The sequence below is a fragment of the Streptomyces sp. 6-11-2 genome (assembly GCF_006540305.1).
Lineage (GTDB): Bacteria > Actinomycetota > Actinomycetes > Streptomycetales > Streptomycetaceae > Streptomyces.
The window spans coordinates 110531-136951 of record NZ_BJOR01000001.1; the positions used below are offsets into that span (position 1 = coordinate 110531).

The 26421-nt window shown below is 73.8% G+C and carries 27 protein-coding genes; 15 read left to right on the forward strand and 12 right to left on the reverse strand.

The genetic code is table 11. The features are described 5' to 3' along the window. The first annotated feature begins 72 nt into the window (after positions 1-72). The gene (locus TNCT6_RS00520) at positions 73-2448 is read left to right on the forward strand and encodes a SpoIIE family protein phosphatase (protein ID WP_141355482.1); all 2376 of its coding nucleotides are present in this window, start codon (positions 73-75) and stop codon (positions 2446-2448) included. A 13-nt stretch (positions 2449-2461) separates the two neighbouring features. Here the strand turns inward: TNCT6_RS00520 and TNCT6_RS00525 are convergent, their stop codons facing one another. Continuing rightward, positions 2462-3013: an RNA polymerase sigma factor gene (locus TNCT6_RS00525; RefSeq protein WP_141355484.1), complete on the reverse strand. Its 552-nt coding sequence runs from the start codon at positions 3011-3013 to the stop codon at positions 2462-2464. 45 nt (positions 3014-3058) lie between these two features. Here TNCT6_RS00525 and TNCT6_RS00530 point away from each other — a divergent pair, with 45 nt between their 5' ends. The 4 genes from TNCT6_RS00530 (at position 3059) to TNCT6_RS00545 (ending at position 7172) form a co-directional block, all read left to right on the forward strand. Next, positions 3059-4423, forward strand: coding sequence for a serine/threonine-protein kinase (locus TNCT6_RS00530; RefSeq protein ID WP_141355486.1), 1365 nt, complete (start codon positions 3059-3061; stop codon positions 4421-4423). A 169-nt stretch (positions 4424-4592) separates the two neighbouring features. Next, positions 4593-5312 carry a DUF4232 domain-containing protein gene (locus TNCT6_RS00535; protein ID WP_141355488.1) on the forward strand — a complete coding sequence of 240 codons (720 nt, stop codon included), beginning with the start codon at positions 4593-4595 and terminating at the stop codon, positions 5310-5312. Positions 5313-5454: 142 nt separating this feature from the next. After that, on the forward strand, positions 5455-6657 hold the full coding sequence (locus TNCT6_RS00540; protein WP_253265971.1) for an arsenic transporter: 1203 nt from the start codon (positions 5455-5457) through the stop codon (positions 6655-6657). A 20-nt stretch (positions 6658-6677) separates the two neighbouring features. Next, complete coding sequence (locus TNCT6_RS00545; protein WP_141355490.1) at positions 6678-7172, forward strand: universal stress protein; 495 nt, start codon at positions 6678-6680, stop codon at positions 7170-7172. A 6-nt stretch (positions 7173-7178) separates the two neighbouring features. Here the strand turns inward: TNCT6_RS00545 and TNCT6_RS00550 are convergent, their stop codons facing one another. The 5 genes from TNCT6_RS00550 to TNCT6_RS00570 form a co-directional block, all read right to left on the reverse strand. Then, positions 7179-9419, reverse strand: coding sequence for a ricin-type beta-trefoil lectin domain protein (locus tag TNCT6_RS00550; RefSeq protein ID WP_141355492.1), 2241 nt, complete (start codon positions 9417-9419; stop codon positions 7179-7181). Positions 9420-9686: 267 nt separating this feature from the next. After that, complete coding sequence (locus tag TNCT6_RS00555; protein WP_141355494.1) at positions 9687-10655, reverse strand: aldo/keto reductase; 969 nt, start codon at positions 10653-10655, stop codon at positions 9687-9689. A 33-nt stretch (positions 10656-10688) separates the two neighbouring features. After that, entirely contained in the window at positions 10689-11270 is a 582-nt protein-coding gene (locus tag TNCT6_RS00560) for a flavoprotein (protein ID WP_141365893.1), read from the reverse strand. A 141-nt stretch (positions 11271-11411) separates the two neighbouring features. Beyond that, positions 11412-11609, reverse strand: coding sequence for a ferredoxin (locus TNCT6_RS00565; protein ID WP_055571498.1), 198 nt, complete (start codon positions 11607-11609; stop codon positions 11412-11414). A 12-nt stretch (positions 11610-11621) separates the two neighbouring features. Then, positions 11622-12827 (reverse strand): cytochrome P450, encoded by a 1206-nt coding sequence (locus TNCT6_RS00570; protein ID WP_141355496.1) that lies wholly within the window; start codon positions 12825-12827, stop codon positions 11622-11624. Positions 12828-13106: 279 nt separating this feature from the next. Here TNCT6_RS00570 and TNCT6_RS00575 point away from each other — a divergent pair, with 279 nt between their 5' ends. The 4 genes from TNCT6_RS00575 to TNCT6_RS00590 all read left to right on the forward strand — a co-directional run bounded on the left by TNCT6_RS00575 (position 13107) and on the right by TNCT6_RS00590 (position 16252). After that, positions 13107-13739, forward strand: coding sequence for a LysE family transporter (locus TNCT6_RS00575; protein WP_141355498.1), 633 nt, complete (start codon positions 13107-13109; stop codon positions 13737-13739). 497 nt (positions 13740-14236) lie between these two features. After that, positions 14237-14686: a nitroreductase family deazaflavin-dependent oxidoreductase gene (locus tag TNCT6_RS00580; RefSeq protein WP_141355500.1), complete on the forward strand. Its 450-nt coding sequence runs from the start codon at positions 14237-14239 to the stop codon at positions 14684-14686. A 196-nt stretch (positions 14687-14882) separates the two neighbouring features. Continuing rightward, positions 14883-15902, forward strand: coding sequence for a glutathione S-transferase family protein (locus TNCT6_RS00585; protein ID WP_141355502.1), 1020 nt, complete (start codon positions 14883-14885; stop codon positions 15900-15902). A 50-nt stretch (positions 15903-15952) separates the two neighbouring features. Then, positions 15953-16252: a DUF4235 domain-containing protein gene (locus TNCT6_RS00590; RefSeq protein ID WP_141355504.1), complete on the forward strand. Its 300-nt coding sequence runs from the start codon at positions 15953-15955 to the stop codon at positions 16250-16252. Positions 16253-16337: 85 nt separating this feature from the next. Here the strand turns inward: TNCT6_RS00590 and TNCT6_RS00595 are convergent, their stop codons facing one another. Beyond that, a complete protein-coding gene (locus TNCT6_RS00595; protein WP_141355506.1) occupies positions 16338-16730 on the reverse strand; it encodes a VOC family protein in 393 nt (130 codons plus the stop codon). A 205-nt stretch (positions 16731-16935) separates the two neighbouring features. Between TNCT6_RS00595 and TNCT6_RS00600 the strand changes: the two genes are divergently transcribed. Beyond that, complete coding sequence (locus TNCT6_RS00600) at positions 16936-17886, forward strand: NADP-dependent oxidoreductase (protein WP_172632756.1); 951 nt, start codon at positions 16936-16938, stop codon at positions 17884-17886. A gap of 39 nt (positions 17887-17925) precedes the next feature. Here the strand turns inward: TNCT6_RS00600 and TNCT6_RS00605 are convergent, their stop codons facing one another. Beyond that, the gene (locus TNCT6_RS00605) at positions 17926-18309 is read right to left on the reverse strand and encodes an anti-sigma factor antagonist (protein WP_141355510.1); all 384 of its coding nucleotides are present in this window, start codon (positions 18307-18309) and stop codon (positions 17926-17928) included. Positions 18310-18474: 165 nt separating this feature from the next. Continuing rightward, on the reverse strand, positions 18475-19443 hold the full coding sequence (locus TNCT6_RS00610; RefSeq protein WP_141365895.1) for a ribose-phosphate pyrophosphokinase: 969 nt from the start codon (positions 19441-19443) through the stop codon (positions 18475-18477). A 186-nt stretch (positions 19444-19629) separates the two neighbouring features. On the opposite strand from TNCT6_RS00610, the gene TNCT6_RS00615 reads away from it, so the two are divergent. The 3 genes from TNCT6_RS00615 to TNCT6_RS00625 all read left to right on the forward strand — a co-directional run bounded on the left by TNCT6_RS00615 (position 19630) and on the right by TNCT6_RS00625 (position 22396). Beyond that, entirely contained in the window at positions 19630-20292 is a 663-nt protein-coding gene (locus TNCT6_RS00615) for a DUF4230 domain-containing protein (protein WP_141355512.1), read from the forward strand. A gap of 171 nt (positions 20293-20463) precedes the next feature. Further along, a complete protein-coding gene (locus TNCT6_RS00620) occupies positions 20464-21012 on the forward strand; it encodes a VanZ family protein (RefSeq protein WP_141355514.1) in 549 nt (182 codons plus the stop codon). 127 nt (positions 21013-21139) lie between these two features. Then, positions 21140-22396: a ricin-type beta-trefoil lectin domain protein gene (locus TNCT6_RS00625; protein WP_141355516.1), complete on the forward strand. Its 1257-nt coding sequence runs from the start codon at positions 21140-21142 to the stop codon at positions 22394-22396. Positions 22397-22478: 82 nt separating this feature from the next. Here TNCT6_RS00625 and TNCT6_RS00630 read toward each other — a convergent pair whose 3' ends face one another. Next, the gene (locus TNCT6_RS00630) at positions 22479-22712 is read right to left on the reverse strand and encodes a hypothetical protein (protein WP_141355518.1); all 234 of its coding nucleotides are present in this window, start codon (positions 22710-22712) and stop codon (positions 22479-22481) included. A 188-nt stretch (positions 22713-22900) separates the two neighbouring features. On the opposite strand from TNCT6_RS00630, the gene TNCT6_RS00635 reads away from it, so the two are divergent. Together TNCT6_RS00635 and TNCT6_RS00640 are read left to right on the forward strand one after the other, a co-directional pair. Next, positions 22901-23920: a PHP domain-containing protein gene (locus TNCT6_RS00635; RefSeq protein WP_141355520.1), complete on the forward strand. Its 1020-nt coding sequence runs from the start codon at positions 22901-22903 to the stop codon at positions 23918-23920. Between the two features lie 126 nt (positions 23921-24046). Beyond that, on the forward strand, positions 24047-25075 hold the full coding sequence (locus TNCT6_RS00640) for an SDR family oxidoreductase (protein WP_141355521.1): 1029 nt from the start codon (positions 24047-24049) through the stop codon (positions 25073-25075). Positions 25076-25149: 74 nt separating this feature from the next. Here TNCT6_RS00640 and TNCT6_RS00645 read toward each other — a convergent pair whose 3' ends face one another. Together TNCT6_RS00645 and TNCT6_RS00650 are read right to left on the reverse strand one after the other, a co-directional pair. After that, positions 25150-25872 carry a DUF6624 domain-containing protein gene (locus TNCT6_RS00645; protein WP_308789453.1) on the reverse strand — a complete coding sequence of 241 codons (723 nt, stop codon included), beginning with the start codon at positions 25870-25872 and terminating at the stop codon, positions 25150-25152. Continuing rightward, the gene (locus TNCT6_RS00650; protein WP_141355523.1) at positions 25869-26366 is read right to left on the reverse strand and encodes an ATP-binding protein; all 498 of its coding nucleotides are present in this window, start codon (positions 26364-26366) and stop codon (positions 25869-25871) included. Before TNCT6_RS00650 ends, TNCT6_RS00645 begins: the two co-directional genes overlap by 4 nt. Positions 26367-26421 lie beyond the last annotated feature (55 nt).

The following is a 26421-nucleotide window of genomic DNA, read 5'->3' on the forward strand; positions in this document are numbered from 1 at the left end:
GCCGGTACGCACTAGGCTGGAACGGAAGTGACGCACCTGTTCACTGTGAGTGTGCGCGATGGAGTGGCGACGATGAGCCCCGTGTATCCGTTCGACGATGCCGCCACGGCTCGGGCCGTCATCGACGAGCACGGCGTCCTCGTCGAATGGAACGAGGGCGCGCGCCGGCTGCTCGGCTGGGCGCCCGAGGAGGTGCTGGGCGAGCGGGCCGCGACCCTGCTGGCCGACGGCCCGGACACCCCTCTTCCCGACGAGCCGCGCTGGAACGGCACGCTGACCGTGCGTCACCGCGACGGGCGTGCCGTGCCCGTCTGGGTCCTGGCCCACCACCGGCGCCCCGAGGACGGCGGCAACTGGCTCCTGGTCACCCCGCTGGAGGGCGGCGGGCCCCCGGACCCCGACGACCCGCTGGTCCGGGCCGAGCTCATGCAGTCCCCCTGCGCCGTGGCGATCTACGACGAGCGGCTGCGGCTGCACGGGATGAACGCCGCCATGGCGGACGTGCTCGGGGTGCCGGCCGATCGGCTGCGGGGCCTGCGCCTCTCCGAGATCGGCGGCCGCCGGCAGAGCGAGGACTTCGAGCGGCACATGCACCGGGTCCTCACCACCGGCCGGGGGAACGACGTGCGGACATATGTGCCGATAGGCGGCGACGGCCAGGTGACCGCCTGGCTGGCCCGGATGTCCCCGATCACCGACCGGCAGGGACGGGTGCGCGGGGTGTGCGTCGCCGCGCACGACTTCACCGAGCAGTACCGGGCGCGCGAACGGCTGCAACTGGTCAACGAGGCGAGTGTCCGCATCGGCACCACCCTCGACGTCGCCCGGACGGCGCAGGAACTCGCCGACGTCTGCGTCCCGGCCCTCGCCGACTTCGTCAGCGTCGACCTGCTGGATCCGCCCGAGCACGGCGGGGAACCGCTCACCGGGCCGGTGACGATGCCGGTCGTGCTGCGCCGGGCCGCCCACCGCTCCGTCAACGCGGGCAGCCCGGAGGCGCTGGCCGTCGCCGGGCGGACCGAGCTGTACCCGGCCACCTCCCCACAGGGCGCCTCCCTGGTCACGGGCCACTCCGTGGTGATCTCCAAGGAGTCGGGCGACCTCGAGAAGTGGCTGTCCTGGGACCCGGTGCGCCGCCTGCACGCCCGCGAACTCGGCGTCCACGCTACGATGTCCGTGCCGATCCGGGCCAGGGGCGTGACCCTCGGGGTCGCCGTGTTCACCCGGTTCCGGCAGCCCGCCCCGTTCATGCCCGACGACGTGCTGCTGGCCGAGGAGGTCACGGCCCGCGCCGCCGTCTGCGTCGACAACGCCCGGCGCTACTCCCGCGAGCGGGAGACCGCCCTCGCCCTCCAGCGCAGCCTGCTGCCGCGCAGCCTGCCGCGGACCGCCGCGGTGGAAGCGGCCTCCCGCTACCTCCCGGCGGCCCGGGCCGGGGTGGGCGGCGACTGGTTCGACGTGATCCCGCTGTCCGGGACGCGGGTCGCCCTGGTCGTCGGGGACGTCCTCGGGCACGGCGTGCAGGCCTCGGCCAGCATGGGCCGGCTGCGCACCGCCGTACGCACCCTCGCCGACATCGATCTCGCCCCGGACGAGCTGCTCACCCATCTGGACGACGTGGTGGCCCGGTTGTCCGCCGAGGCCGGGGCCGAGGGACGGCCCGGCGAGGTCGGCGCGACCTGTCTGTACGCGGTGTACGACCCGGTCTCCCAGCGCTGCACGCTCGCCCGCGCCGGGCACCCGCCGCCGGTGCTGGTCCCGCCGGACGGCCCGCCCCGCCGGGTCGAGCTGCCCTCCGGTCCGCCGCTGGGCCTGGGCGGGCTGCCGTTCGAGAGCGTCGAGCTCCAACTGCCGGAAGGCAGCGTGCTGTCCTTCTACACCGACGGACTGGTCGAGAGCCGCGAGCGGGAAACCGACGCCGGGCACCGGCTGCTGTGCGAGGCGCTGGCCGCCCGCAGCGGCTCGCTGGAGGAGATCTGCGACCGCGTCCTGCACACCCTGCTGCCGGCGGGCGGCGCCTCCGACGACGCGGCGCTGCTGCTGGCCCGCACCCGCGCCCTGCCGCCCTCCCAGGTGGCGACCTGGGAGATCCCCGCCGACCCGTCACTGGTCGCGCCGGTCCGCAAGCAGGTCGTCGACCGGCTCGACGACTGGGGGCTGAGCGAGGCCGCGTTCACCACCGAACTGGTGGTCAGCGAGCTGGTCACCAACGCGATCCGGTACGGCACCCCGCCCATACGGCTCCGGCTCATCCACGACGAGTCGCACCTGACCTGCGAGGTGTCCGACACCACCCACACCGCTCCGCACCTGCGCCGTGCCAAGACCTGGGACGAGGGCGGCCGCGGCCTGCTGCTGGTCGCCCAGCTCACCCGGAGGTGGGGCAGCAGGCACACCGCCGAGGGCAAGACGATCTGGGCGGAGCTCAGCCTGCTCGACGACGAGTGAGCCCGGCCGGACCTCAGGATCCGTCGGCCAGCCAGGGCCGCACCCGCCGCCGTGCCTCGTACAGCCGCGACTTGAGCGTGCCCAGCGGGATGCCCGCCCGCTCGGCGGCCTCGGCGTACTCCAGCCGGCAGATGTCCCGGTACACCAGCGGAGCCACCAGGTGGGGATGCTCCCGCTCCAGCCGGTCCAGCGCCTCCAGCAGGTCCACCCGGGAGCCCGCGATGACGCTCGTGGTGCGCGGGTCGGCGTACTGCGCGGGCTCGATCCGCGCGGGCTGCTCGGCGGCGCGGCGCTTGAGCTCCCGGTACTTCTGGCGGCAGCAGTTGGCGACGACCGTGTAGAGCCAGGTGCCGAAGCGGCTGCGGCCCTCGAAGGAGGTGATCCTCCGCGCGATCTGGAGCAGCACGTCCTGCGCGGCTTCCTCGGCGTCCTCGCGGCAGGGCAGGAAACGCCCGCAGCGCCGGACCACCTCGGGCCGGACCTGCTGGAGCAGGGCCTCCAGCGCGGCGCCGTCACCGGCGGCGGCACGGCGGGCGAGGTCTTCGACCGGCGCGGCGTTCTGCACGACAAGGCCCCCTTTGCGTCGATCCCGGGGAGGCATGATAGTCGCATGCACTCCCTCGAGCGGATCGGCCGCTACCGGCTCGAACGGCGCCTGGGCACGGGCGCCTTCGGCACGGTGTGGCTCGCCCACGACGACGAGCTCGAGGCCCCCGTGGCCGTCAAGGTCCTCGCCGAGAACTGGTCCCACCGCCTCGACGTGCGCGAGCGGTTCCTGGCCGAGGCACGGCTGCTGCGCAGGGCCGGCTCGTCCCGGGTGGCCCAGGTCTACGACATCGGTGAACTGCCCGACGGCAGACCGTATTTCGTCATGGAGTACGCCGACGCCGGCACCCTCGCCGACCTGCTCGACGCCGGTCCGCTGCCGGTGCCGGAGGCCCTGCGGCTGACCGCGCTGGCCGCCCGTTCCGCCCACGCCCTGCACGAGGCGGGCATCGTGCACCGGGACGTCAAGCCGAGCAACGTGCTGCTGCGCACCGCGCCGGACGGCACCCGCCGGGTGCTGCTCGCCGATCTCGGGCTCGCCAAGAGCCTGGCGCAGGCCTCGGGGCTGACCCTGGCGGCGGGTTCGGCCGGGTACCGGCCGCCGGAGCAGGCCGGGCCCGGCGCGGGCATCGACGCGCGGGCGGACGTCTACGGACTGGGCGCGGTCGGCTACCGGCTCGTCACGGGCACGGTGCCCGCCGAGCCCGGCGCGGTGGTACGGCCCGAGCGGCTGCGGCCGGGCCTGGACCCCGGTGTCGCCCGGGCCCTGATGCGGGCCCTGGAACCGGACCGGGAGCGGCGCTGGCCCACCGCCGAGGCGTTCGCAAACGAGCTGGAACGGCTGGCCTCGGCCCAGGCGGCCGCCGTCCGTCCGCGCGGGCGGTCCAGGACCGTCGCGCTGGCCGCCGCCGTGGCGGCCGTCGCCGTCGCCGGGGCCGCCTTCGCCCTGGTGAACCGGCCGTCCCCGGCGTCCGGCGTGGGCGTCGAGGACGCCACCGGCCGGATCGCGGTGCGGGTGCCCGACGGCTGGGGGCGCCAACTGCGCGACTCCGGCTGGGATCCCGCGGCGCTGGGGCTGCCCGCCGGGCACGAGCCGGGGCTCGCCGTCGCCGACGACCTGACCCGGTGGCAGGACCTCGGGGCCGACGTGCGCGGGGTGTTCGCCGGACTGAGCGAGCACGGCGACGTCACCACCCGGGTCGACGCGCTCGGCCACCCGGGCTGCCACTACGACGGCGCCCGCGCCTACACCGGTGGGCGGTGGCACGGCCGGATCCGGGCCTGGAGCGACTGCCCCGGCGGCGGCCGGCTCACGGAGACCGCGCTGGTCCCGGCCGGCGGCGGGCAGCCGCAGGTGTACGTGCAGATCCGTCAGCGCGGCGGCGGCGACGCGACCGACCGGGTACTGGGATCCCTGCGCGTCACCTGACCCCGTACGGGTGAGAGCCGGCCGGGGTCCGCGCGGGAAGAAGTCACCGGGAGAAAGGTGCGGCCGGCCGCGAACTTTTCGCCCGGTCCGTGCATCGGACACTCAGGACGGCGCACCCGGCGCCGTAGGCACGCGGTCACCGCGTGCGAGCGACCCAGGAGTGTGGAACATGGCGCACAAGTCCCCGTCCGCCCGCCGGGCGGCCCTGCTCGTCGGCGCGGTCGCCCTGCTGGGCCTGCCGCTGACCGCCTGCGGCCACGGCAACGGCAACGGCACGAGCGGTGCTCCGCAGAAGGTGTCCGGCACCGCCGCGCCCGCGACCGGCGGCGCCACCGCCGGGACGGCACCCGGCACGGCTCCCGCCACGAGCTCCGCGCCCAGCGGCGGCGCCGCGCCCCCGAGCGGCACGGCCACCGGCTCCGCCCCGGGCACAGCCCGGCACACGGGGGGCACCCCCGCCCCCGCCACGAGCACCCGCTGTCACACCTCCGAACTCAGGGCGTCGGTGGGCCGTGAGAACCCGGGCGCCGGGCAGGAGAACTTCCCGGTCGTCCTGACGAACACCTCCGGCCGCACCTGCACCGTGCACGGCTATCCCGGCGCCGCCTTCGTGGACGCCTCCGGCAGGCAGCTGGGCCCGGACCCGAAGCGGTCCTCGGGCACCCCCACCACGGTGACGCTGAAGCCCGGCCAGAGCGCCTGGGCGGGGCTGACCTTCTCCAACCCCGGAGTGAGCGGGGCGAGGACGGCGACGCCCGCCTCGCTGATCGTCACACCGCCGGACGAGCGCGACCACCTCACGGTGAGGTGGACGGCCGGCCAGGTGCCCGTGGGCGGCAACGCCTCCTCGGTGTTCCTGACGGTTCTCAGCCCCGGCACCGAGCCCTGACCCGTACCGTCGGCGGCGCTCTCCCGCGCAGGTCCGGCACGGCCCTTTGCTTTGATGGGCGGGCACCATCGGTCACGTCCTGAGGAACACCGCTCTGAACACCCCGCTGGCCGAGGCCCTCTCGGTCGTCCTGCTCGTCGCCGTGCTCGCCTGGGCCGTCGTCCGTCCCTTCGGCTGGCCCGAGGCGGTCATGGCCGTGCCCGCCGCCGGGATCGGCGTCGCCACCGGCGCGATCCCGCTGGACCACGCGCGGGCCGAGGCCGAGCGGCTGGGACCGGTGGTCGGGTTCCTCGCCGCGGTGCTGGTGCTCGCCCACTTCTGCGACGTGGAGGGGCTGTTCCATGCCTGCGGGGCGTGGATGGCCCGCCGGGCGCGTGGCCGCCCGGTGCGGCTGCTGACCGCCGTGTTCGCGCTGGCGTCCGCCATCACCGCCGTGCTCAGCCTGGACGCCACGGTCGTGCTGCTGACGCCGGTCGTGTTCGCCACCGCCGCTCGCACCGGCGTACGGCCCAAGCCGCACGTCTACGCCTGCACGCATCTGTCCAACACGGCGTCGCTGCTGCTGCCCGTCTCCAACCTCACCAACCTGCTGGCGTTCGCGGCGAGCGGGCTGAGCTTCACCCGGTTCGCGGCGCTGATGGCGCTGCCGTGGCTGGTGGCGATCGGAGCCGAGTACGTGGTGTTCCGGCGCTTCTTCGCCCGCGACCTGGCCGCCGCGGTGCCCTCGCCGCGCACCGGCGAGACACCCGAGCTGCCGCTCTTCGCCCTGGTCACCGTGGCCTGCACGCTCGCCGGGTTCGTCGTGGCCTCCGCGTTCGGCGTGGCACCGGTGTGGGCCGCCCTGGCGGGGGCGCTGGTACTGGCAGGGCGCGCGCTGCTGCGGCGCAGGGCGAGTGCGCTGAGCGTGGTGCGGGCCGCTGCTCCGTCCTTCCTCGCCTTCGTCCTGGCCCTGGGCATCGTGGTCCGCGCGGTGGTCGACAACGGTCTCGCCGGTGCCCTCGGGCACCTCCTGCCCGGCGGTACGGGACTGCTCGCTCTGCTCGCCGTCGCCGCGCTGGCCGCCGTCCTCGCCAACCTGATCAACAACCTGCCCGCGGTGCTGGTCCTGCTGCCGCTGACCTCGCCGACCGGGCCGGGGGCCGTCCTCGCCGTGCTGCTCGGCGTCAACATCGGCCCGAATCTCACCTACGCCGGGTCGCTGGCGACCCTGCTGTGGCGGCGGATCGTGCACCAGCACGAACACGGTGTGGACCTCAAGGAGTTCACCCGGCTGGGTCTGCTGGCCGTGCCGGCCGCGCTCGTGCCGGCCGTGGTGGCACTGTGGGGGGCGCTGACGGTGCTGTGACACGGAAGGAGGCCGACCGGATGCGTGTGATCACCTGGCTGGTGGAGGGCACCTGGCCCGCCTGTGTGGACGCCGTGCGCACCCATGCTCCGCACGCGTCGGACGTCGTCCTGCTGCACGTCAGCGGGCCGGAGGTGCCCGCGGTGGCGCACGGGGCCTTCGCCGGGCTGCTCGGCCGCGGCCGTGCCGAGCGCGACCCGGGCGACCTGCTGACGGACCTCGGCGGTACGTCGGCGGCCGAGCTGCTCGAGGCCGCCGCGACCCGGCTCGGGCGGCCGTGCACCCGGATGGAGCGGCGCGGGCGGGTGGAGCGCGAGGTGGTGGCGGCCGCGGAGGACGCGGACCTGCTGGTGCTGGCCCGTGACGGCGACCGTGAGCGGCTCGGCCCGCACAGCCTGGGTCCGGCCGCGCGGTTCGCCGTCGACCACGCGCCCTGCGCGGTGCTGCTGGTGTGGCCGGAGGCGGCGCCGGACCTCACGACGATGCCCCCTCCACCGCCGCCGCACCACCGCTGACGTCGTTCAGCGGCCGCCTCCGTGGCGGTGCCGCCTGTTCCGGTCGTCCCACGAACAGGGGTGGCCGTGGGAGGAACAGCTGTCCGTGGCGGACGGCTCGGCGCCGCCGGCCGTGGGCGACGGGGTCGTCCGGGGCGCGCTGCGGGCCGGGGCGGGCGTCTCCGCCGGTGTCGCAGGCTCCGATGGTCCGGGGCCGGGCCGGGCCGACGAGCCGCCGTCCAGGTCCCAGTTGACGACCTCCATCTGGAGCTCCGGCGCGGAGGAGTCCATCGCCCAGCGCTGGGTGTCGTTCTTCGCGCGGGTCTTGAGCACGAGGGCGCCACCGCCGTCCGTGGCGGCGGGCGTCAGGGCCAGGTCCTGGTCGAAACGGGGTACGAGCATGCCCTGAAGTGTGAAGTCGTAGCGGATGTTCCTGGCGCCGGATCCGGAGCCGGCCACGCAGGGGGCGAGCCGTACCGAGTAGCCGAGGTGGGAGTCCAGGCACAGGCCGGGCGCGGCGCCGCTGCGCAGCAGGCCGTCGGTCTCGTACACCCACTGCTGGCCGGGGGCCGAGGAGCAGGCCGCCAGCTCGGTCTCCGCGCCGTCGACGGCCTTCTCGCCGACGACGTCGACGCACAGTCCGGACGCGGCGTTGTGCAACCGTCCGCGCAGGGTGCCCCTGGCCGCCGTCCCGGCTCCGGTCCACGACGGTCCGGAGGCCGAGGCGCCGGTGCCGGGCGGCCCGGAGGGCTGTTGTTCGGCGCGTGTGGGGGTTCCGTCCCCGGAGCCGAGCACCGCCCACAGCGTGAGCGGCAGCACGACCAGCCCGCTCACCGTCGCCACCGCGATGACCAGGTTCCGCTGCCGCGCCCGCCGCGCCGCCTTCCGGGCCGACCGCCCCCGCGTGGCCGCACGGCCCCCGGCCGTCCCGCCCGCCGACGCCACCCCGTCCCCCGGTCCCGCTGCCGCGGCGCCGCGGCCGGCCGGCACCGGCTCCGTGTCCGGCGTTGGCGCCCTGCGATCGGCAGAGGCCGGCTCGGCCCCGGTACCGCGACCGGCCGGTGCCGCACGCGAGGCCGGGCCGACGGCCGCGGTGGCGGGCGGCGGGGCGGAACCCCAGGGCTCGGCAGCGACGGGGGCCGCGAAGGGCGCGGCGGCGGACATCTCGGAGGCGGGCCCACCCGCCGGGTCGGTGCCGAAGGCGCCGCCCGGGCCGTCGGGCCGCCCGGCCGGGTAGGCCTGACCGGCGGCCACCGGACCGGACGGATCCGGCGCGAAAGGCTCGACCCCGCCCGGCGTCTCCGGCCACCCCGACGCGAACGGCTCTCCCCCGGCGGACGCGACCGGCCCCGACGCGAACGGCCCTCCCCCGGCGGACGCGACCGGCCCCGACTCGGCGGCGGGCGCGGGGTGTTCCGGTTCCGTCAGGGCCGAGGGACCGGCCAGGCGGGAGGCACGGTAGGCGCGGGCACCCCAGCCGAGGACTCCCTCGGCCAGCGCGCCACCCAGGTCCGCGTTGAACTGGGCCAATTGGTCGGCGGTGTGCCGGCAGTGCGTGCAGCCGGCCAGGTGCGTGCGCAGATCGGGGTCGACGTGGACGCCGCCGCGCCGGTAGGTCACGTCGAGCAGCCGCAGGTAGAGCAGGCACTCCTGCCGGGGTGCGACCTCGCGGTGCACCTGGAGGCACTCCTCGCGCAACCGCTCCCGGGCCCGCCCGAGTTCGACGCGCGCGTCCTCCTCGTCGAGGCCGAGCAGCCGGGCCGGGACGGCGAGGGGTTCGGCGTCGACCTCCGCGTGCCACAACAGGGCGCGGCCCGTCTGCGGCAGCCGCTGGAACGCACGGGACAGCAGACGCCGGTCACCCGGCGGCAGCAGCCGCGCGGCGATCCGCTCTCCGTCGGCGCCCGCGGCCCTCAACTCCGGGTGCAGCATCTCCTGGCGGTGGTCCGCGCTCCACTCCGCCGCGATCCGGCGTACGGTGACGAGCAGTTGGGGCCGCCAGGCGGCGGTCGGCCCGGACTGCCGCAGGAACTCGCCGAACAGGCGGGTGAAGGCCGCGGTGGTGAGCATGCCCGCGGGATGCGGGCCGTCGGCGCACAGCCGTGCGTAGGCGAAGGCCGACTCCCAGTGCCGGTCGAGGAGTTCACCGACGGGCAGCAGAGCGGGCGAGGTACCTGTCCACTTCCGGAGTTCGGCGCTCAACTGCTCGTCCGTGGTACCGAACGGACCGGGTGACGTGGGGGAATTGGACGTGCCCGGGTCTTTCACGGCCGCATTCCTCCATACACACCGCGGATTTGGTCCGTACCAAAAAATCCGTCCCAGAAAGGCGTGTCGGCATCTCGAACGTCCACCGCGCAGAGGGTGGGCCCATGGCCTGCTCGCCGACTGGCCACACCTTTGCACAGGCCAGCGGCGAGCAACAAGGGATCACGCGGTTTTGTGCATAACGCTCCCGGCACCCTGTGTTGACGAATTGTCAATTCCCGTGGATGGAATGCGATTACTGACCGATGCACAGGGCAATTGCCGCCCTCAGTGACCGCTGACGGCGTGCGGTGTGTACGGCCCTTCCAGCTCCTCGGCCTCCTTGTCGCTCAGCTCCAGTTCGACCGCGGCCACCGCGTCCCGCAGGTGCTCCGGCCTGGACGCGCCGACGATCGGCGCCGTGACCGTGTCCTGGCGCAGCAGCCAGGCGAGGGCGACCTGGGCGCGCGGGACCCCGCGGTCCCCGGCGACGCGGGTGACGGCCTCGACGATGCCGCGGTCGCCCTCCGTGTAGAGCCGGCCGCCGAAGGCGTCGGTGGCGCTGCGCCCGGTGGTGGTGCCCCAGTCGCGGGTGAGGCGGCCGCGGGCCAACGGGCTCCACGGCAGGACGCCGACGCCCTGGTCCGCGCACAGGGGAAGCATCTCCCGCTCCTCCTCGCGGTAGAGCAGGTTGTAGTGGTTCTGCATGGAGGCGAAGCGGGTCCAGCCGTGCAGCAGGGCCGTGTACTGGGCCTTGGAGAACTGCCAGGCGTACATCGAACTCGCCCCGATGTAGCGGACCTTGCCCGCCCTCACCAGGTCGTGCAGCGCCTCCATGGTCTCCTCGACCGGCGTGTGCGGGTCCCAGCGGTGGATCTGGTACAGGTCGACGTAGTCGGTGCCCAGCCGGCGCAGGCTGTGGTCGATCTCCGTCATGATCGCCTTGCGGGACAGCCCGCCGCCGTTGGGTCCCGGCCGCATCCGGCCGTGCACCTTGGTGGCGAGCACGATGTCGTCCCGGCGGGCGAAGTCGCGCAGCGCGCGGCCGACGATCTCCTCACTGGTGCCGTCGGAGTAGACGTTGGCCGTGTCGAAGAAGGTGATCCCCGCTTCCAGCGCCTGCCGGATCAGCGGGCGTGACGCCTCCTCGTCGAGGGTCCACTCGTGCGTGCCGCGGCCGGGCACGCCGTAGGTCATGCAGCCCAGACAGATCCGCGACACCTCGAGGCCCGTCGAACCGAGCCTTGCGTACTGCATCGTTGCTGCTCCTGTTCTTGGTGCGGTCGCCGATCACGAGCCGGGGCGGCCCGCGGGCGTCCGCGTCGGAAACGTGTCCAGCAGGTCCAGTGCCCGTTCCCAGCCGAACGCGGGCCGGCCGCCGTCCCGCGCCGGTTCGCCGGAGAACGGCTCCCCGAAGCGGACGCCCATCCCGCGCAGGCGGGCGAGGCTCTCCCGGTAGGCGGGGTGGGCGGCGAGGGTGTCGGACACGCACGGCAGGACCACGACCGGGACGCCCAGGCCGTACGTCTCGCACAGGGTGCCCAGGGCGAGCGTGTCGGCGGTCCCGGCGGCCCACTTGTTGAGCGTGTTGAAGGTGGCGGGCGCCACGACCACGGCGTCCGGCGGCGGGAACGGGCGCGGGTCGGCCGGCGTGCGCCAGGCCGACCGTATGGGGCGGCGGGTCAGCGCCTCGACCCCGGCGGTGTCGAAGAAGCCGCCCATGGCGACCGGGGTCGCGATGACACCGACCTCCCAGCCCCGTTCCTGCGCGGCGGTGATCAGCTTGCTGACGCCCTCGGCGATGCCGGCGGCGCAGACGACGACGTAGAGGAAGGGTTTCCCGGACGCTGCCCCGGACTTCGCCCCGGGCATTGCCCCGGAGGGCTTCTGGGCCTGTTCGCTCACCCGGGAACCCTAGTCAATCCCGCGCCGCCGGGGCCACGGGGCGGCACGACGGGCAGCCGGCCCGCCGACCGCCGCGTCCCGCGGCGGACCGGTGGCCGGCGTGGCCCGTTACTCGTCCTCGGACAGCGTGATGGCGCCCACGGGGCAGGCCCGGGCGGCCTCCCGGACCAGCGGGTCGCCGGCGCCGTCCTCCCGGCCGGGCAGCAGGGCGCTGAAGCCGTCGTCGTCCTGGGTGAACACACCCGGCGCGGTCAGGGCGCACTGTCCGGCGCCGATGCAGCGGTCCTTGTCGATCTCGATGTGCATGAAGGCAGCCTCTTACCAGCTGACGGGGAGTTCCAGCATCCCCTGGATGGTGTCGCCGGGTTTGAAGGGAATCTCCTCCGGCGGGGCGGCGAGCCGGAGCCCGGGCAGCCGTTCGAGGAGCGTGCGCAGGGCGATCTCCAGCTCGGTGCGGGCGAGGTTCTGGCCGAGGCACTGGTGGATGCCGAAGCCGAAGGCGACGTGGTGGCGGGCCGAACGGTGGAAGTCGAGAGTGTCGGGCGCCGGGTAGACCTCCTCGTCGCGGTTGATGACGGAGGTGGAGAAGACCACGCCGTCCCCGGCCCTGATCGTGGTCCCGGCGATCTCGATGTCCTCGGTGGCCTGGCGCAGCAGCCCGTCCGCGATGGACAGCATCCGCATGAGTTCCTCGATCGCGTCCGGCAGCAGCGAGGGGTCGGCGCGCAGCTCGGTCAGCCGGTCGGGGTGCAGCAGGAGCGTGTAGGTACCCAGGGAGATCATGTTGGCGGTGGTCTCGTGGCCCGCGACCAGGAGGATCATCGCCAGCGCGGTCAGCTCCTCGCGGTCCAGCTCACCCTCGTGCAGCCGCTGCTGGACGAGTTCGTCCAGCAGGCCCTCGCCGGGCTGCCGACGCTTCTGGTCGATCAGCTCCTCCAGGTACTCCGCCAGCCGGTCCCGGGCGTCCTGCGTGTCCTCGGCCGTCGGTCCGCGCAGCAGCCGCCTCGACTGCTCCTCGAAGAACTCGTGGTCGGCGTAGGGCACGCCGAGCAGGGCGCAGATCACCATGGACGGCACCGGCAGCGCGAAGGCGCGCACCAGGTCGACGGGCGGTCCCTGCGCGATCATCGCGTCCAGCAGTTCGTCGACGATCTCCTGGATGCGCGGCCTCAGCTCGGTGGCGCGCTTGAGGGTGAAGCTCGGGATCATCATCCGCCGCTGGGTGCGGTGCTTGGGGTCGTCGACGCCCAGGAGCGCCGGTTTGCGGTCGCGGACCGCGGCGAAGCGGGGCGTGGTGGCCGGGAAACCCGAGCGGGTGCGGTCCGTGGACAGCCGGGGGTCCACCAGCAGGTCCCGGGCGACGGCGTGGCCGGTCACGAGCCAGGCCGGGCGGCCGTCGTAGAGCCGGATGCGGGCCAGTGGCCGGGCGGTGCGCAGCGGGTCGTACCCGGTGGGCGGGTGGTAGGGGCAGGCCCGGTCCTGGGGGAAGGAGACGGGCTCGGACAGTTCGGTCAGGTCTGTCATGGAAGACCTCGCAGACGAAGGATGCGTCGTGCCGATCTTCATTAGATGCCCGGGGCACCTAGGGCACGACATGAAGTTCGGCCAGATCGGGGACCTACGGCATCTGGCTGGGAACCACCCATTCCGCATCGTAATTCGGTTGCCGCCGAAACGGCGCGGGCTGCAGGATCCGGCCATGTCCACGACCGATGTGTTCCCGCCGCTGCCGTCCGCCGCCGATCTCTCCGCGCGGTCCCAGCAGCAGCCCGGCCGTCCCCAGAGGCCCGGTCCGCCGCGGTCGTGAGCGCCGCGCTCGTCGCGGGCCTGCTCGCGGGCTACGGCATCGCCGTACCCGTCGGCGCCGTCGCGACCTATCTCGTCACCCTGACCGCCCGTACGTCCCTGCGGACCGGTGTGTGCGCCGCGCTCGGCGTGGCGACGGCCGACGGCCTCTACGCCCTGCTCGCCACCCTCGGCGGCTCGGCCCTGGCCGCCGCGCTGCGGCCGGTACTCGTGCCGCTGCGCTGGGCGTCGGCCCTGCTGCTCGCAGCGCTGGCCGTCCGGGGCGCGGTCGGCGCGGTGCGGCGGTACCGCGGGCACCGGCTCGCCGCCCGGGCCGCCCCGCCGCCGGTGAACCCGGCCCGTGCGTACCTGGCGCTGCTCGGGATCACCCTGCTCAACCCCACCACGCTGGTCTACTTCGCGGCGCTGGTGCTCGGCACCCGCGGCACACAGGCCGCGCCCCCGTCCCAGCAGGCGGTGTTCGTACTGGCGGCCCTCGCCGCCTCCGCGAGCTGGCAACTCCTGCTCGCGAGCGGCGGCGCCCTGCTCGGCCGCGCCCTGACAGGCTCCCGGGGACAGCTGGTGACGACCCTGGCGTCCAGCACCGTGATCACGGCACTGGCGCTGCGAATGCTGCTGCCAACGGGATGAGCGCCCCGCCCACGGTGCACCCACGGGGACGGGACCCTCCTCCAAGGGATGCGTCCCTCCCACAGGGGGAGGCCGGCCCGGGGGTGCCTTGTGCCCGCGGGGCGACGCGGTCCGCCAGTGAGGTGACGGAGTCCGCCCGGAGGGCGCCGTGCGCCCACGGGGGCGCGGCCCCCCGGACGGAACGAAGCCCGCCCACGCGGGACACGGGCCACCCACGGGCACACGCTCCCCCACCAGCGGAGAACGCCGTACACCCGCAAGGCAACACGGCCCGCTGCACGAAACGAGACCCTCCCGCAGCGAGAGGCTCCCCCACCTGCAAGCGACGCAGTCCGCCGGCAACGGACGCCATGCGTCCACGAGGGACCCGGCCCGCCCGCGAGGCGACGCGGCATGCCCGGCCGGCGGTGTGGGCGCGGTGGGGATGAATCGTGGGGGTGCGGATGTTGAATGGCGTTGCACCATCAGTCAGGGAATGCGACGAGAGGACGGCCGGCATGGCTCTTGAGGGCGAGTACGAGCCCAGCCCGACCCAGTGGGTGCGGGAGCAGGTGGAGCTGTACGAGAGCTCCGGCGGCACCAAGGGGACGACGCTGCTGGACACGGGACTTCCCGTGATCCTGCTGACCACCGTGGGCGCTCGGAGCGGCAGGATCCGCAAGACACCGTTGATGCGCGTGGAACACGAGGGGCAGTACGCCGTGGTGGCCTCCCAGGGCGGTGCGCCCCAGCACCCGTTCTGGTACTTCAACCTCAAGGCCGACCCCCGCGTCGAGCTCCAGGACGGTCCGGCCAAGCAGGACATGACGGCCCGTGAGGTGACCGGTGGGGAGAAGGCGCGGTGGTGGGAACGGGCCGTGGCCGCGTTCCCCCCGTACGCCGAGTACCAGGAGAAGACTTCGCGGGAGATCCCGGTCTTCGTGCTGGAACCGGCCGCCGGGAACTGAGCCGCGCGAGAAAGTCCGGCCGGGAGGCATGAGCCCGTCCCGTCCGGGCATGCGTCTGTCAGGCCCCGCCGCGCTCCCCCGTCGCGGCGGGGCCCCTTCGTGCCCGCTCGCTCCCCGGCCACCGCGGCCCACGCCGTGCCGCCGGCGGATTTCGGGGAACGTGTTCACCAGGACATCCGTCGAGCAGGGAGGACACATGAGCGGCGGGGGCGAGGGCAACAACGCCTACGGCCACAAGGCCTTCAAGCGGTCCAAGAGCCACTTCGTGGACCGGATCACCGCCGACGGGCGGGACGGCTGGCCGGTGGAGGCCGGGCGTTACCGGCTGGTCGTCAGCCGTGCCTGCCCGTGGGCGAGCAGGTCACTGGTCTCCCGGCGGCTGCTGGGACTGGAGGACGCCCTGTCGCTGGCCGTCGTGGATCCGATCCAGGACGACCGGAGCTGGCGTTTCACACTCGACGCCGACGGCCGGGATCCCGTACTCGGGATCCGTTTCCTCAGCGAGGCCTACGACCGGCGGGAGACCGGCTACCCCGGTGGGGTGAGCGTGCCCGCGGTCGTCGACGTGCCCAGCGGCGAGCTGGTCACCAACGACTTCCAGCAGATCACGCTCGACCTCGCCGCCGAATGGAGCGCGCTGCACCGGCCCGGCGCGCCGGACCTGTACCCGCGGGCGCGGCGCGACGAGATCGACACGGTGATGGCGGAGGTGTACGAGGACGTCAACAACGGCGTGTACCGGGCGGGCTTCGCCTCGAACCAGGAGGAGTACGAGGCCGCCTGCTCGGGCGTGTTCCGGCGGCTGGAGCTGCTGGCGTCCCGCCTGGCCGGGCAGCGCTACCTCGTGGGCGACACGATCACCGAGGCGGACATCCGGCTGTTCACCACGCTGGTCCGGTTCGACGCCGTCTACCACGGCCACTTCAAGTGCAATCTGTGGAAGCTCGCCGAGAACCCCGTGCTGTGGGCGTACAGCCGGGACCTGTACCAGACTCCCGGTTTCGGGGACACGGTCGACTTCGACCACATCAAGCGGCACTACTACCAGGTGCACACGGGCCTCAACCCGACTCGGATCGTGCCGCTCGGGCCGGACCTGTCCGGATGGCTGACTCCGCATCACCGCGAGGAGCTCGGCGGGCGCCCGTTCGGCGACGGGACCCCTCCGGGTCCCGTACGGCCCGGCGAGGAGGTTCCGCCGCGAGGCCGGCCCTGACGGCCCCGTCGACCGCACCGGCGACCCCCGTACCCGCAGAGGAGACACCGATGGCCAAGAAGAAGCACAAGATCCCGCTCGCCTACCAGCCCGTCGGCTTCGCGCTGGGCTGGGTCGGCGGCACGCTGGCGGGCTTGGCGTTCCGCGCGACGTGGAAGGCCATCCGTCACGAGGAGGAGGTCCCCGAGGCGCTCGACGAGGACCGCCGCTGGGGCGAGATCCTGCTCGCCGCGGCCGTCCAGGGCGCCATCTTCGCCGTCGTGCGCAGTGCCGTCGACCGGGCGGGCGCCACCGCCGTCGAGCGCTCGCTCGGCGTCTGGCCCGCCAAGGTCAGGGACGACCACGACTGACCCACGCCCCCGTGGAAGCCCGGTGACCGCACCCGCGGGGGCGGTGGCCGGCGGGGGCGGCCGGCCACACCGCCGCCTGTCTCGGTCAGCCCTGTTTGGGGCCGGCCTGGGGGACGCGGCGGAGGGTGAAGGTGTGACCGGCCGGGTCGGAACAGCCGCGTTCCTCGTACGGGCCGGGGGCGTCCTTGGCTTCGACGGGGCGGCCGCCGAGTTCGACGACTCGGCGCTCGGCCGCGTCCAGGTCCTCCACCAGGAAGTCCAGGTGCGCCTGGAGCGAGTTCTCGGGGCGGGGCCAGCTCGGCGGGGTAGCGTTCGCGTCGCGGCGGAAGGCGAGCCGCAGTCCGTCGGCGGCCCTGATCTGCACCAGGTTCGCGGTCACGTCCGTCTCCCGCGCCTGGAGCAACTCCTTGTAGAACATGGCGAGTTTCTCGGGCTCGGCGCAGTCGAGCACCACGACGCCCGCGTTCACCAGTGACATTTCTCCTCCGTAGGGTCCGGCGGCGGGACGTGGCTGCCCCTCCACCTCTTCCTCCCGGATGTCCCGGCCCCGCGGATTCAGGCACGCGCCGCGGACGAACCCCGGCGGAACCGGCCACCCGTCAGGCGGTGGCAGCACAAGGAGAGCCCGGACCCGCGGGACGCGCCGCCGGATGAGCGGGCGGGCGCGGGCAGGCTCGTCCACCATGAACCGCATGGAGACGATGCGCGCGATCGGTCAGGACGTCCTCGGCGGTCCCGAGGTGCTGCGGGAAATCGAACTGGAGCGGCCCGTGCCCAGGCCCAACGAGGTGCTGGTGCGGGTGCGGGCCGCCGGGGTGAACCCCACGGACTGGAAACACCGGGCCAACGGCGGCTTCCTCGGCGAACCGCCGTTCGTGCTGGGCTGGGACGTCTCCGGGGTGGTCGAGGCGACGGGCATCGGAGCCTCCCTCTTCCGGCCCGGGGACGAGGTCTTCGGCATGCTGCCGTACCCGTTCGGCCACGGCTCCCACGCCGAGTACGTGACCGCTCCGGCCCGGGCCTTCGCGCCGAAGCCGGACGCGATCGACCACACCGGGGCGGGCGCGCTGCCGCTGGTGTCGCTGACCGCGTGGCAGGCGCTGGTGGAGCGGGCGGATCTCCAAGCGGGACAGCGCGTGTTGATCCACGCGGCGGCCGGAGGAGTCGGCCATGTGGCCGTGCAGATCGCCAAGGCGCGCGGCGCGTACGTCTTCGGCACCGCCGGCGCGGGCAAGCACGACTTCCTGCGCGGCATCGGTGTGGACGAGCCGGTCGACTACCGCTCGACCGACTTCACCGAGGCGGTACGGGACGTCGACGTCGTGCTGGACACCCTCGGCGGCGACACCTCGCTCCGTTCGCTGCGGGTGCTGCGCCCGGGCGGCCTCCTGGTGTCGATCCTGCCGGTCGGCTCCGACGAGCTCTACCACGAGGCCGAGCGGCTCGGCGTCCGGGCGGTCCGGATGCTCGTCGACGCCGACCACCACGGCATGAAGTCGATCGCGCAGCTCGTCGAACAGGGCAGGCTGCGCGCCACGATCGCCGGTACCTTCCGGCCGGCCGAGGCCGCCAGGGCGCACGAGCTCGGCGAAACCGGCCGCACCACGGGCAAGCTGGTCCTGCTGATGGACTGACGCCCGGTGACCGGGCACACGGTCCGGCGATCCCCCCGGTCACACGGAGCCGGACGCGGCCCCGTGTTGTTCCAGCGCCGCCTCCAGCGTCGGCTGCGGCGGCAGCAGCCGGGACAGCCCGGTGACCTTCAGGATGCGCAGGGTCAGCGGGTGTGTGCACACCAGGTGCAGCTCTCCGCCGTGGTCGAGGACCCGGCCGCGGGCCCGGTACAGCAGGCGCAGTCCTGAGCAGTCGAAGAAGTCCACCCGGCTCAGGTCGATCACGACCCGGGCCCCGGGCCGTGCGGTGGCCCGGTCGATGTGGGGGGCGATCTGCGCCTCCGCGGCGATGTCGATCTCGCCGCGGAACTCCAGCACGGTGTGCCCGCGGTCCCGATGGACGCGCAGATGCCGGGTGAACGGCGGCGCAGGATCCTGCTGCACGACGGCATTCCCCTCCAACCGGCTCCAAGTACGACGGGCCCGGAGATCACAGCATCCCCCGACCCTTGGGGCCCAACACCCCTACTTGCTCAGCAAGTTACCCTCGTAGGAGTGAATTCCAGCATGTTCGGTTGACATATGTCTCCGAATTGCAGCCGACTACGGCTACTCGGTGGGCGGTGCGTCGAACAGGGCGCTGACCGACTCGCCGTTGTGGATGCGGCGTACGGCCTCCGCGAGGGCCGGGGCGATGGACAGGATCCGCAGCTTGTCCTTGTGGGCCCGGTGCTCCTCGTCCCCCACCGGCACCGGCACGGTGTTGGTGCACACGATCTCCAGGACGTCGCTCTGCTCGGTCAGCCGTTTGAGGGCACCCGCCGCGAACAGGCCGTGGGTGCAGGCGACGCGGATGGAGCGGGGCCCCAACTCTCGTAGCCGGTCGAGCAGTTCGAGCACCGTACTGCCCTTGGCGATCTCGTCGTCCAGCACGATGACGTCCCGCCCGGCCACATCGCCGATGACGGAGCTGATGGTCACCCGGTCGTCGGCGTAGCGCTGCTTGGCCCCGGCGGCCACCCGGGCCCCGATCATCCGGGCGAACGCGGCCGCCTCCTTGACGTTGCCCAGGTCCGGGGAGACCACGGTGGTGCGGGACAGGTCGTACTGCCGGAAGTGCTCGGCGAGTTCACGCAGCGCGTGCAGATGGTCGACGGGCACCGAGAAGAAGCCGTGCACCTGCGGGGCGTGCAGCGTCATCGCCAGCACACGGCACGCGCCGGCCGCGACCAGCAGATCGGCCACCAGCCGGCCGCCCAGCGAGATACGCGGCGCGTCCTTCTTGTCCGAGCGGGCGTAGGAATAGTGCGGCATCACGACGGTGATCCGCCCGGCGGAGGCGCCGCGGGCCGCGTCGCACATCAGCAGCAGCTCCACGAGATGCTCCTGCACCGGCTTGACCAGCGGCTGGATGAGGAAGACGTCCCGCTCCCGGCAGTTCGCCCGGAGCTGCACCTCCAGGCAGTCGTTGGCGAACCGGCTGACCCGCGCCGGGCTGAGGGGCACACCCAGATGGGCGCAGACCTCCGCCGCCAGGTCGGGGTGGGCGCTGCCGCTGAACACCGCGATGTCTCGCACGATCCGCTCCTCGCTGATCATTTCCGGCTCCCGGCTCATGCTACTGATCGCCCGCTGACGGGCCGCGGTACGCCGCCGGGGCCAGGCGGGCCCCCACGACCCCTCCCCGCCCCGTGCCCGGCCAACTGGTCTGTCTGGCCACGGATTTGGCGGGCATTCTCAGGAGGGAGGAAGGAGAACCGTGGGATGACGACTCCCCCCGAGCGAGCCACCCGGCGCATGCCCGGCTGGGCGAAGGCGGTGAGTGCCGTCGTGGTGGTGCCGGCGCTGCTGTTCGCCGGTGTCGCGCTGGCCGTGCTGCCCGGCATCAAGGACCTGTTCGGCACCGAGACGCACGACCGCTCGGGCCCCGCGCTCCTGAAGTCGATCCAGGACCTCAGCCGTTACGACGCCGCCTCCGGCAACTTCCAGGTCGTCGTGGACCTGGAGAAGGACAGCAAGTACCTGCCCGACGCCATCCGCGGCACCCGCACCCTCTACGTCGGGGCCGGCACCGTGGACGCCTACGTGGACCTCGGCCGGCTCGGCGACAAGGACGTGACGGTCGACGGCGACCGCACCTCGGCCACGCTGCGGCTGCCGCACGCACGGCTCGGCCGCCCGGCCCTGGACGCGGACCACTCCTACGCCGTCTCCAAGCAGCGCGGTCTGCTCGACCGTCTGGGCGACCTGTTCTCCGACAACCCCAACAGCGAACAGGCCGTACAGCGGCTCGCGGTCAAGCACATCGCCGACGCGGCGAAGGACAGCGGCCTGACGGCCCGGGCCGAGGCCAACACCACCGGGATGCTCGAAGGCCTGCTCACGTCCCTCGGCTTCAAGGAGGTGCACGTCACGTACGGGCCCTGAGCAGGCCCACGCCGCGCTCCCCCGTGGTCCCTGGCGCGCCCGATCGTCCACGGCCGCGGCGGGCCCACGCGGACCTCCGCGACGCCGGCCCCACGCAGGGCAGGGCATCCTCGGCCGGTTCGCGGGTAACCGGCCTACAAGGCAAGGCAGTTGACGATCGGGAGGACCGGCATGGCCCGTGTGGTGATCAGTCCGCGTACCGTTTTCCGCCCGCGCAAGGGCCGGTCCGGGGCCGGCGGGCGGCGGGCCGGAGGGGTCCGCCGGCCGCTGGCCTGGCCGCTGCGGCTGCTGGCGATGCTGTGCGCCTTCGCCTTCATGGTGACGTTCGCTGTCGTCCTGGCGCAGCTGACGCTGGAGCCGTCGCCCGCGTCGGCTTCCATCGCGCACAGCAATCTGCGTCCGGGAAGCTCGCTTCGGGCCTACCTGGAAGGGGCGGGGACGCGGGAGGCGGTCAAGCAGATCGGCGGCAACGTGCTGATCGGTGTGCCGTTCGGCGTACTGGTTCCGGTCGTCGCGCCGGGGGCGCGCAAAGTCCTGCCGGTGCTGCTGCTGACCGCGACGGTGATGCTGCTCGTGGAGTTCGCGCAGGGCGCCCTGATCACCGGGCGGGCCTTCGACATCGACGATGTCATCCTCAACACCTCGGGCGCGCTGCTGGGTTGGGTACTCCTGGGCCGGCGCATGGGCCGGGCCGTGCACGCGCGCAAGCCGCGTGAGTGATGGCCGGAATTGGTCCGTACCACATATTGACGGCCCCTTATCTCACTCCTTGAATCAAGGGCGACACATTCACCCCCCACAACGGATCGGCGGCCCGGGCCCGGGCCGCCGCACGGAAGGGAGAGCCGTGGCCCGTCCACGCCTGCTCCGCAGATGTCTGTTCGCCGCCCTGTCCGCCGTCCTGGTCGGCTCCGCCGCCGTCGGCCCGGCGCGGGCCGACTCCCCGAAGGCGGCCGCCCCCACGGCGGCCACCCCGAAGGCGGCCGCCGCCGTCACGTTCTCCGACACCTTCGACGGCCCCGCCGGCGCGGCCGTCGACTCCTCCAAGTGGCAGATCGAGACCGGCGACAACGTCAACAACCACGAACGGCAGTACTACACGTCGGGCAACAAGAACGCGGCCCTGGACGGCCAGGGCCATCTGGTGATCACCGCCCGGCGCGAGAACCCCTCCAACTACCAGTGCTGGTACGGCACCTGCCAGTACACCTCGGCCCGGCTGAACACCTCCGGGAAGTTCACCGCGCAGTACGGGCACGTCGAGGCCCGGATGAAGATCCCGCGGGGGCAGGGCATGTGGCCCGCGTTCTGGATGCTCGGCACGCCGGTCAACTGGCCGGACTCCGGTGAGATCGACATCATGGAGAACGTCGGTTTCGAGCCGTCCACCGTCCACGGCACGATCCACGGCCCCGGCTACTCCGGCTCGGGCGGCATCGGCGCGGGCTACTCGCTGCCGAACGGACAGAACTTCGCGGACGCCTTCCACACCTTCGCCGTCGACTGGGCGCCGGACTCGATCACCTGGTCCGTGGACGGCAACGTCTACCAGCGGCGCACGCCGGCCGACCTGGGCGGCAGGACGTGGGTGTTCAACAAGCCGTTCTTCCTGATCCTGAACCTGGCCGTGGGCGGCTACTGGCCGGGCGACCCGGACGGCTCCACCTCCTTCCCGCAGCAGCTCGTGGTCGACTCGGTATCGGTGACCACGAGCGACACGTCCGGCGGCGGCGCGATCCGCGGGCTGGCCGGCAAGTGCGTGGACGTGGCCGGGGCGAACTCCGCCAACGGCACCCCGGTGCAGCTCTACGACTGCAACGGCACCGCCGCCCAGCAGTGGACGGTCGCCTCGGACGGCACCCTGCGCGCACTCGGCAAGTGCCTGGACGTCACGGACCGCGGCACCGCGGACGGCTCCACCGTCCAGTTGTGGGACTGCGGCGGCGGCGCGAACCAGAAGTGGGTGGTCTCCTCGGCGCACGACATCGTCAACCCGCAGGCGAACAAGTGTCTGGACGTCACCGGAAACAACTCCGCCAACGGCACCCGGCTCCAGATCTGGACCTGCACGGGCGGTGCCAACCAGAAGTGGACGGTGGGCTGAGCCCGTGGACCGGTGCTGAGGGCTAGGGCCTCTCGTTTGGATCATGCCGGGCCCTGATCCGGCCTGATCCAAACGAAAGACCCTAGTGCACGGTCCAGGTGAACTTGTCGCCGCCGACCCAGCGGACCACGTCCGGATCGTCGAGGTCGTGGATGCTGATACCGAAGGCGGCGGCGGCTTCCAGGACGTCGATGACGGTCTTCGCCTCGCCGACCACCTCACCGTCGATCTCCACGATACGGAAGGGCGGACTGCCCGGCTGCACGGCGAGCACCAGGATCCGCGGCCGGGAGATGTGCAGGGCAGCTTCGGTCATGCCATCCAGCCTAGAACGCCGACCGCGGCGACGGGTTTCCGGCGCCGCCGGGCCCGGGGTTCCGCACCGCCGCGGCGTCCGCCCCGGCGGGCCGGCCCGGAAGCCTCCGGGCCGGCCCGCCGGGTGCCTTCCCGTGCCGTGTGGTGCGGTCCCGGTGGCGCCGGGGAACCCTGGAGGTGGAGGTGGCGATGGACCCTGTCGAGGCACTGGACCGGATCGCCTTTCTGCTGGAGCGGTGCCTGGCGCCGACCTACCGTGTGCGCGCCTTCCGCACCGCCGCCCGGGTGCTGTCCGGGCTGCCCGAGCGCGAGGTGGCCGAGCGCGCCACGGCCGGGACGCTCCAGTCGCTCAAGGGCGTCGGCCCGAAGACCGCCCAGGTGGTGCGGGAGGCACTGGCCGGGCAGGTGCCCGGCTATCTGCGGAAGCTGGAGGACGAGGCGGACGAACCGCTCGTCGCGGGCGGCGAACGGCTGCGGGCGCTGCTGCGCGGCGACTGCCATCTGCACTCCGACTGGTCCGACGGCGGTAGCCCGATCGAGGAGATGGGCCGGACCGCGGCACGCCTCGGGCACGAGTGGGCGGTGCTCACGGACCACTCGCCGCGACTGACGGTGGCCCGCGGGCTGTCCGCCGAGCGGCTGCGCGAGCAGCTGGAGGTGGTCGCGGAGCTGAACCGGACATGGGCGCCCTTCCGGCTGCTGACCGGCATCGAGTGCGACATCCTCGACGACGGCTCGCTCGACCAGGAGCCGGAGCTGCTGGAACGGCTGGACGTCGTGGTGGTGTCGGTGCACTCCAGACTGCGGATGGACGCCCGGTCGATGACCCGCCGCATGGTGGCCGCCGTGCGCGATCCGCACTCCGACGTCCTCGGCCACTGCACCGGACGGCTGCTGACCGGGCGGGGCCGGCCGGAGTCCGAGTTCGACGCGGACGCGGTGTTCGCCGCGTGCGCCGAGACCGGCACGGCCGTGGAGATCAACAGCCGCCCGGAGCGGCTGGACCCGCCGCGGCGGCTGCTGCGCCGGGCCGTGGACGCCGGCGTGTTGTTCTCCGTCGACACCGACGCCCACGCGCCCGGCCAGCTGGACTGGCAGATCCACGGGTGCGCGCGGGCCGAGGCGTGCGGGGTGCCCCCGGAGCGCGTGGTGACCACGTGGACCGGGGAGCAGCTGCTGGACTGGGCCCGCGAGCGCCGGACGCCGTGAGGCGTGCCGCCCGCGCGTCCCTCGGTGCTCGTCCGTGCGGTCCACGCCCGCGCGGGTCCGCGTCGACCGGCCGTGACCGGGTACTCGGTGGGCCGCACTGTCAGCCGCCGCCGAGAGGAGCCGAGGGTGAGCAGCGCTTCGGGCAGCCGGGTCGTCGTCACGGGCGCGACCGGCAATGTCGGCACAAGTGTCGTACGGGTCCTCGCCGAGGATCCGGAGATCGGATCCATACGGGGGCTGGCCCGCAGGATCCCTCAGTGGTCGCCGCCGAAGACGCAGTGGTCGGCGGTGGACGTGTCCTTCGAGCAGTCCGGGCTGGCCGGGGAGTTCGCGGGCGCCGACGCCGTGATCCATCTGGCCTGGGCCTTCCAGCCCACGCACGATCCGGCGGCCACGTGGCGCACCAACGTGCTGGGGAGCATTCGGGTCTTCGACGCGGTGGCCGCCGCGCGGGTGCCGGTCCTGGTGCACGCCTCGTCGGTCGGCGCGTACTCACCGGGGCCGAAGGACCACGCGGTGGACGAGTCGTGGCCGACCCACGGCTGGCCGGACGCCGCGTACTGTCGGGAGAAGGCGTATCTGGAACGGGCCCTGGACACCTTCGAGCGGGACCACCCGGACGTGCGGGTGGTCCGGATGCGGCCGGCCTTCCTGTTCAAGCGGGAGTCGGCGAGCGAGCAGCGCCGGATCCTCGGCGGCCGGTTCCTGCCGGGGCAGCTGGCCCGGCCCGAGCTGATGCCGTTCCTGCCGGACGTCCCGGGCCTGCGGGTGCAGGCGCTGCACACGGACGACGCCGCCCGGGCCTACCGGCTGGCGCTCGCGCACGAGGTGCGGGGAGCGTTCAATCTGGCCGCCGAGCCGCCGCTCGACGCGCAGGTGCTGGGCGAGCTGCTCGGCTCCCGGCCCGTCCGGCTGCCGCGCACCGCCGCCCGCTCGGCGATCGCCGCCGCGTGGGGGCTGCGCCTGCTGCCCGCCTCCCCCCAGCTGTTCGACGCGGTCCTCCACCTCCCCCTGATGGACTGCACCCGGGCCCACACCGAACTGGGCTGGCGCCCGGAGCGTACGGCGACGGAGGTCCTCCAGGAGTTCCTCCAGGGGGTGCAGCGGGGCGAGGGTGCGGACACGGAGCCGCTGCGGGGCCGCAAGGTCGGGTGAACCGGGACCGGATCGGCAGGCGCAGGGGCAGGGGCAGGGTCCCCGAGGGGAGCCGGGCCACGGCCCCGGAGATGTCAGCCGTGTGCCCGCAGCGCCCGCATCTGTTCCTCCAGCGGACCGAGCCCGACGTCCCGGCGGCGCTCGTCGAGGGTCTGCGGGCGGCGCACGGGGTACGGGCGCAGGGTGACGGGGTTGATCCGCGTGCCGTAGAACTGCGGCTCGCCCAGTTCCACGGCGCAGTGGTCGGCGATGTAGGCCAGGTGCACCGCGGGGCAGCGGCCGTCCGCGGTGGCCTGGGCGATCAGATCCCGGCACCGCAGCCGGAAGCCCAGGTCCGGGGCGTGCAGCAGGATCATCAGGGCGGCCGTCGAGGCGGCACCGCCCACGGCCTCGACGGTCGGCCAGCCGTGCAGGCGCACGATCGCCGCGAGCGCCTCGGCGTTGTCCCGGCGGCACCGGGCCACACTCCGTCGCCGCTCCGCCGTGGGCGCGGCCCCCGCCTCCCGCGTCGACTCCCGGTCCGCGTCGGCCCTGCGCACCAGCTCGGCCGCCACCGGGGAGGCGTCCTCCCCGGACAGCGGCACCGCGTTCTGCCCCACGGCCGGTACCGCTCCCCGCCCCACGGCCAGTGCCGCTCCCCGCCCGACGAGCGGCACCGCGTCCCTCTCGACCGTCGGCACCGCCGCCTCGGCCGGTCCCGTCACCGATCCGCCCGGGACCGCGAGGTCTCCGCCCGAGACGTCCGGTCCGCGGGATGTCGTGGGCGTGCCCACGGGATGGTCCGGAGAGGCCGTCATGGAGCCGTGCCTCCGCGGCGGCGCAGCGTGAACCACACTCTCTTGCCGGGGCGGCCGGGTTCGGGCGGCGCCATTCCCCAGTCGTCCGCCAGCGCGGCGACGATGGCGAGTCCGCGTCCCGACTCCGCGTCCGCGTCCGCCGGTCGCGGTCGGGGCAGCACCGGCGAGGAGTCCGCCACCGTCACGCGGAGGGTGTGCGGGCTCCACTCGACGGTCACGGTGACCGTGTCGTCGGGGCCGGTGCGCGCGTGCTTGACCGCGTTGGCGAACAGTTCGTCCGCGGCGAGCACCGCGCCGTCGCGCTGATCGGCCGACAGCGGCAGCCGGGCGAACTGCTCGGTGACCAGTCGCCGTACGGCCGCCGCCCAGGAGGGGTCGGCGGGGACGGTGGAGCGGACGCGGAAGGGCTCGTCCGCGGCGGGGCCGGCCGGCCGGTGCCGGGTGTCCGCCGGTGCGGGCGGCGGCCCGGGGCGCCAAGCGCCGGATGCCGTCATCGGTCCTCCTTCGGACGCGGCGGCGCGGCGCCCCGGGTCAGGACGGCCGCCCTCG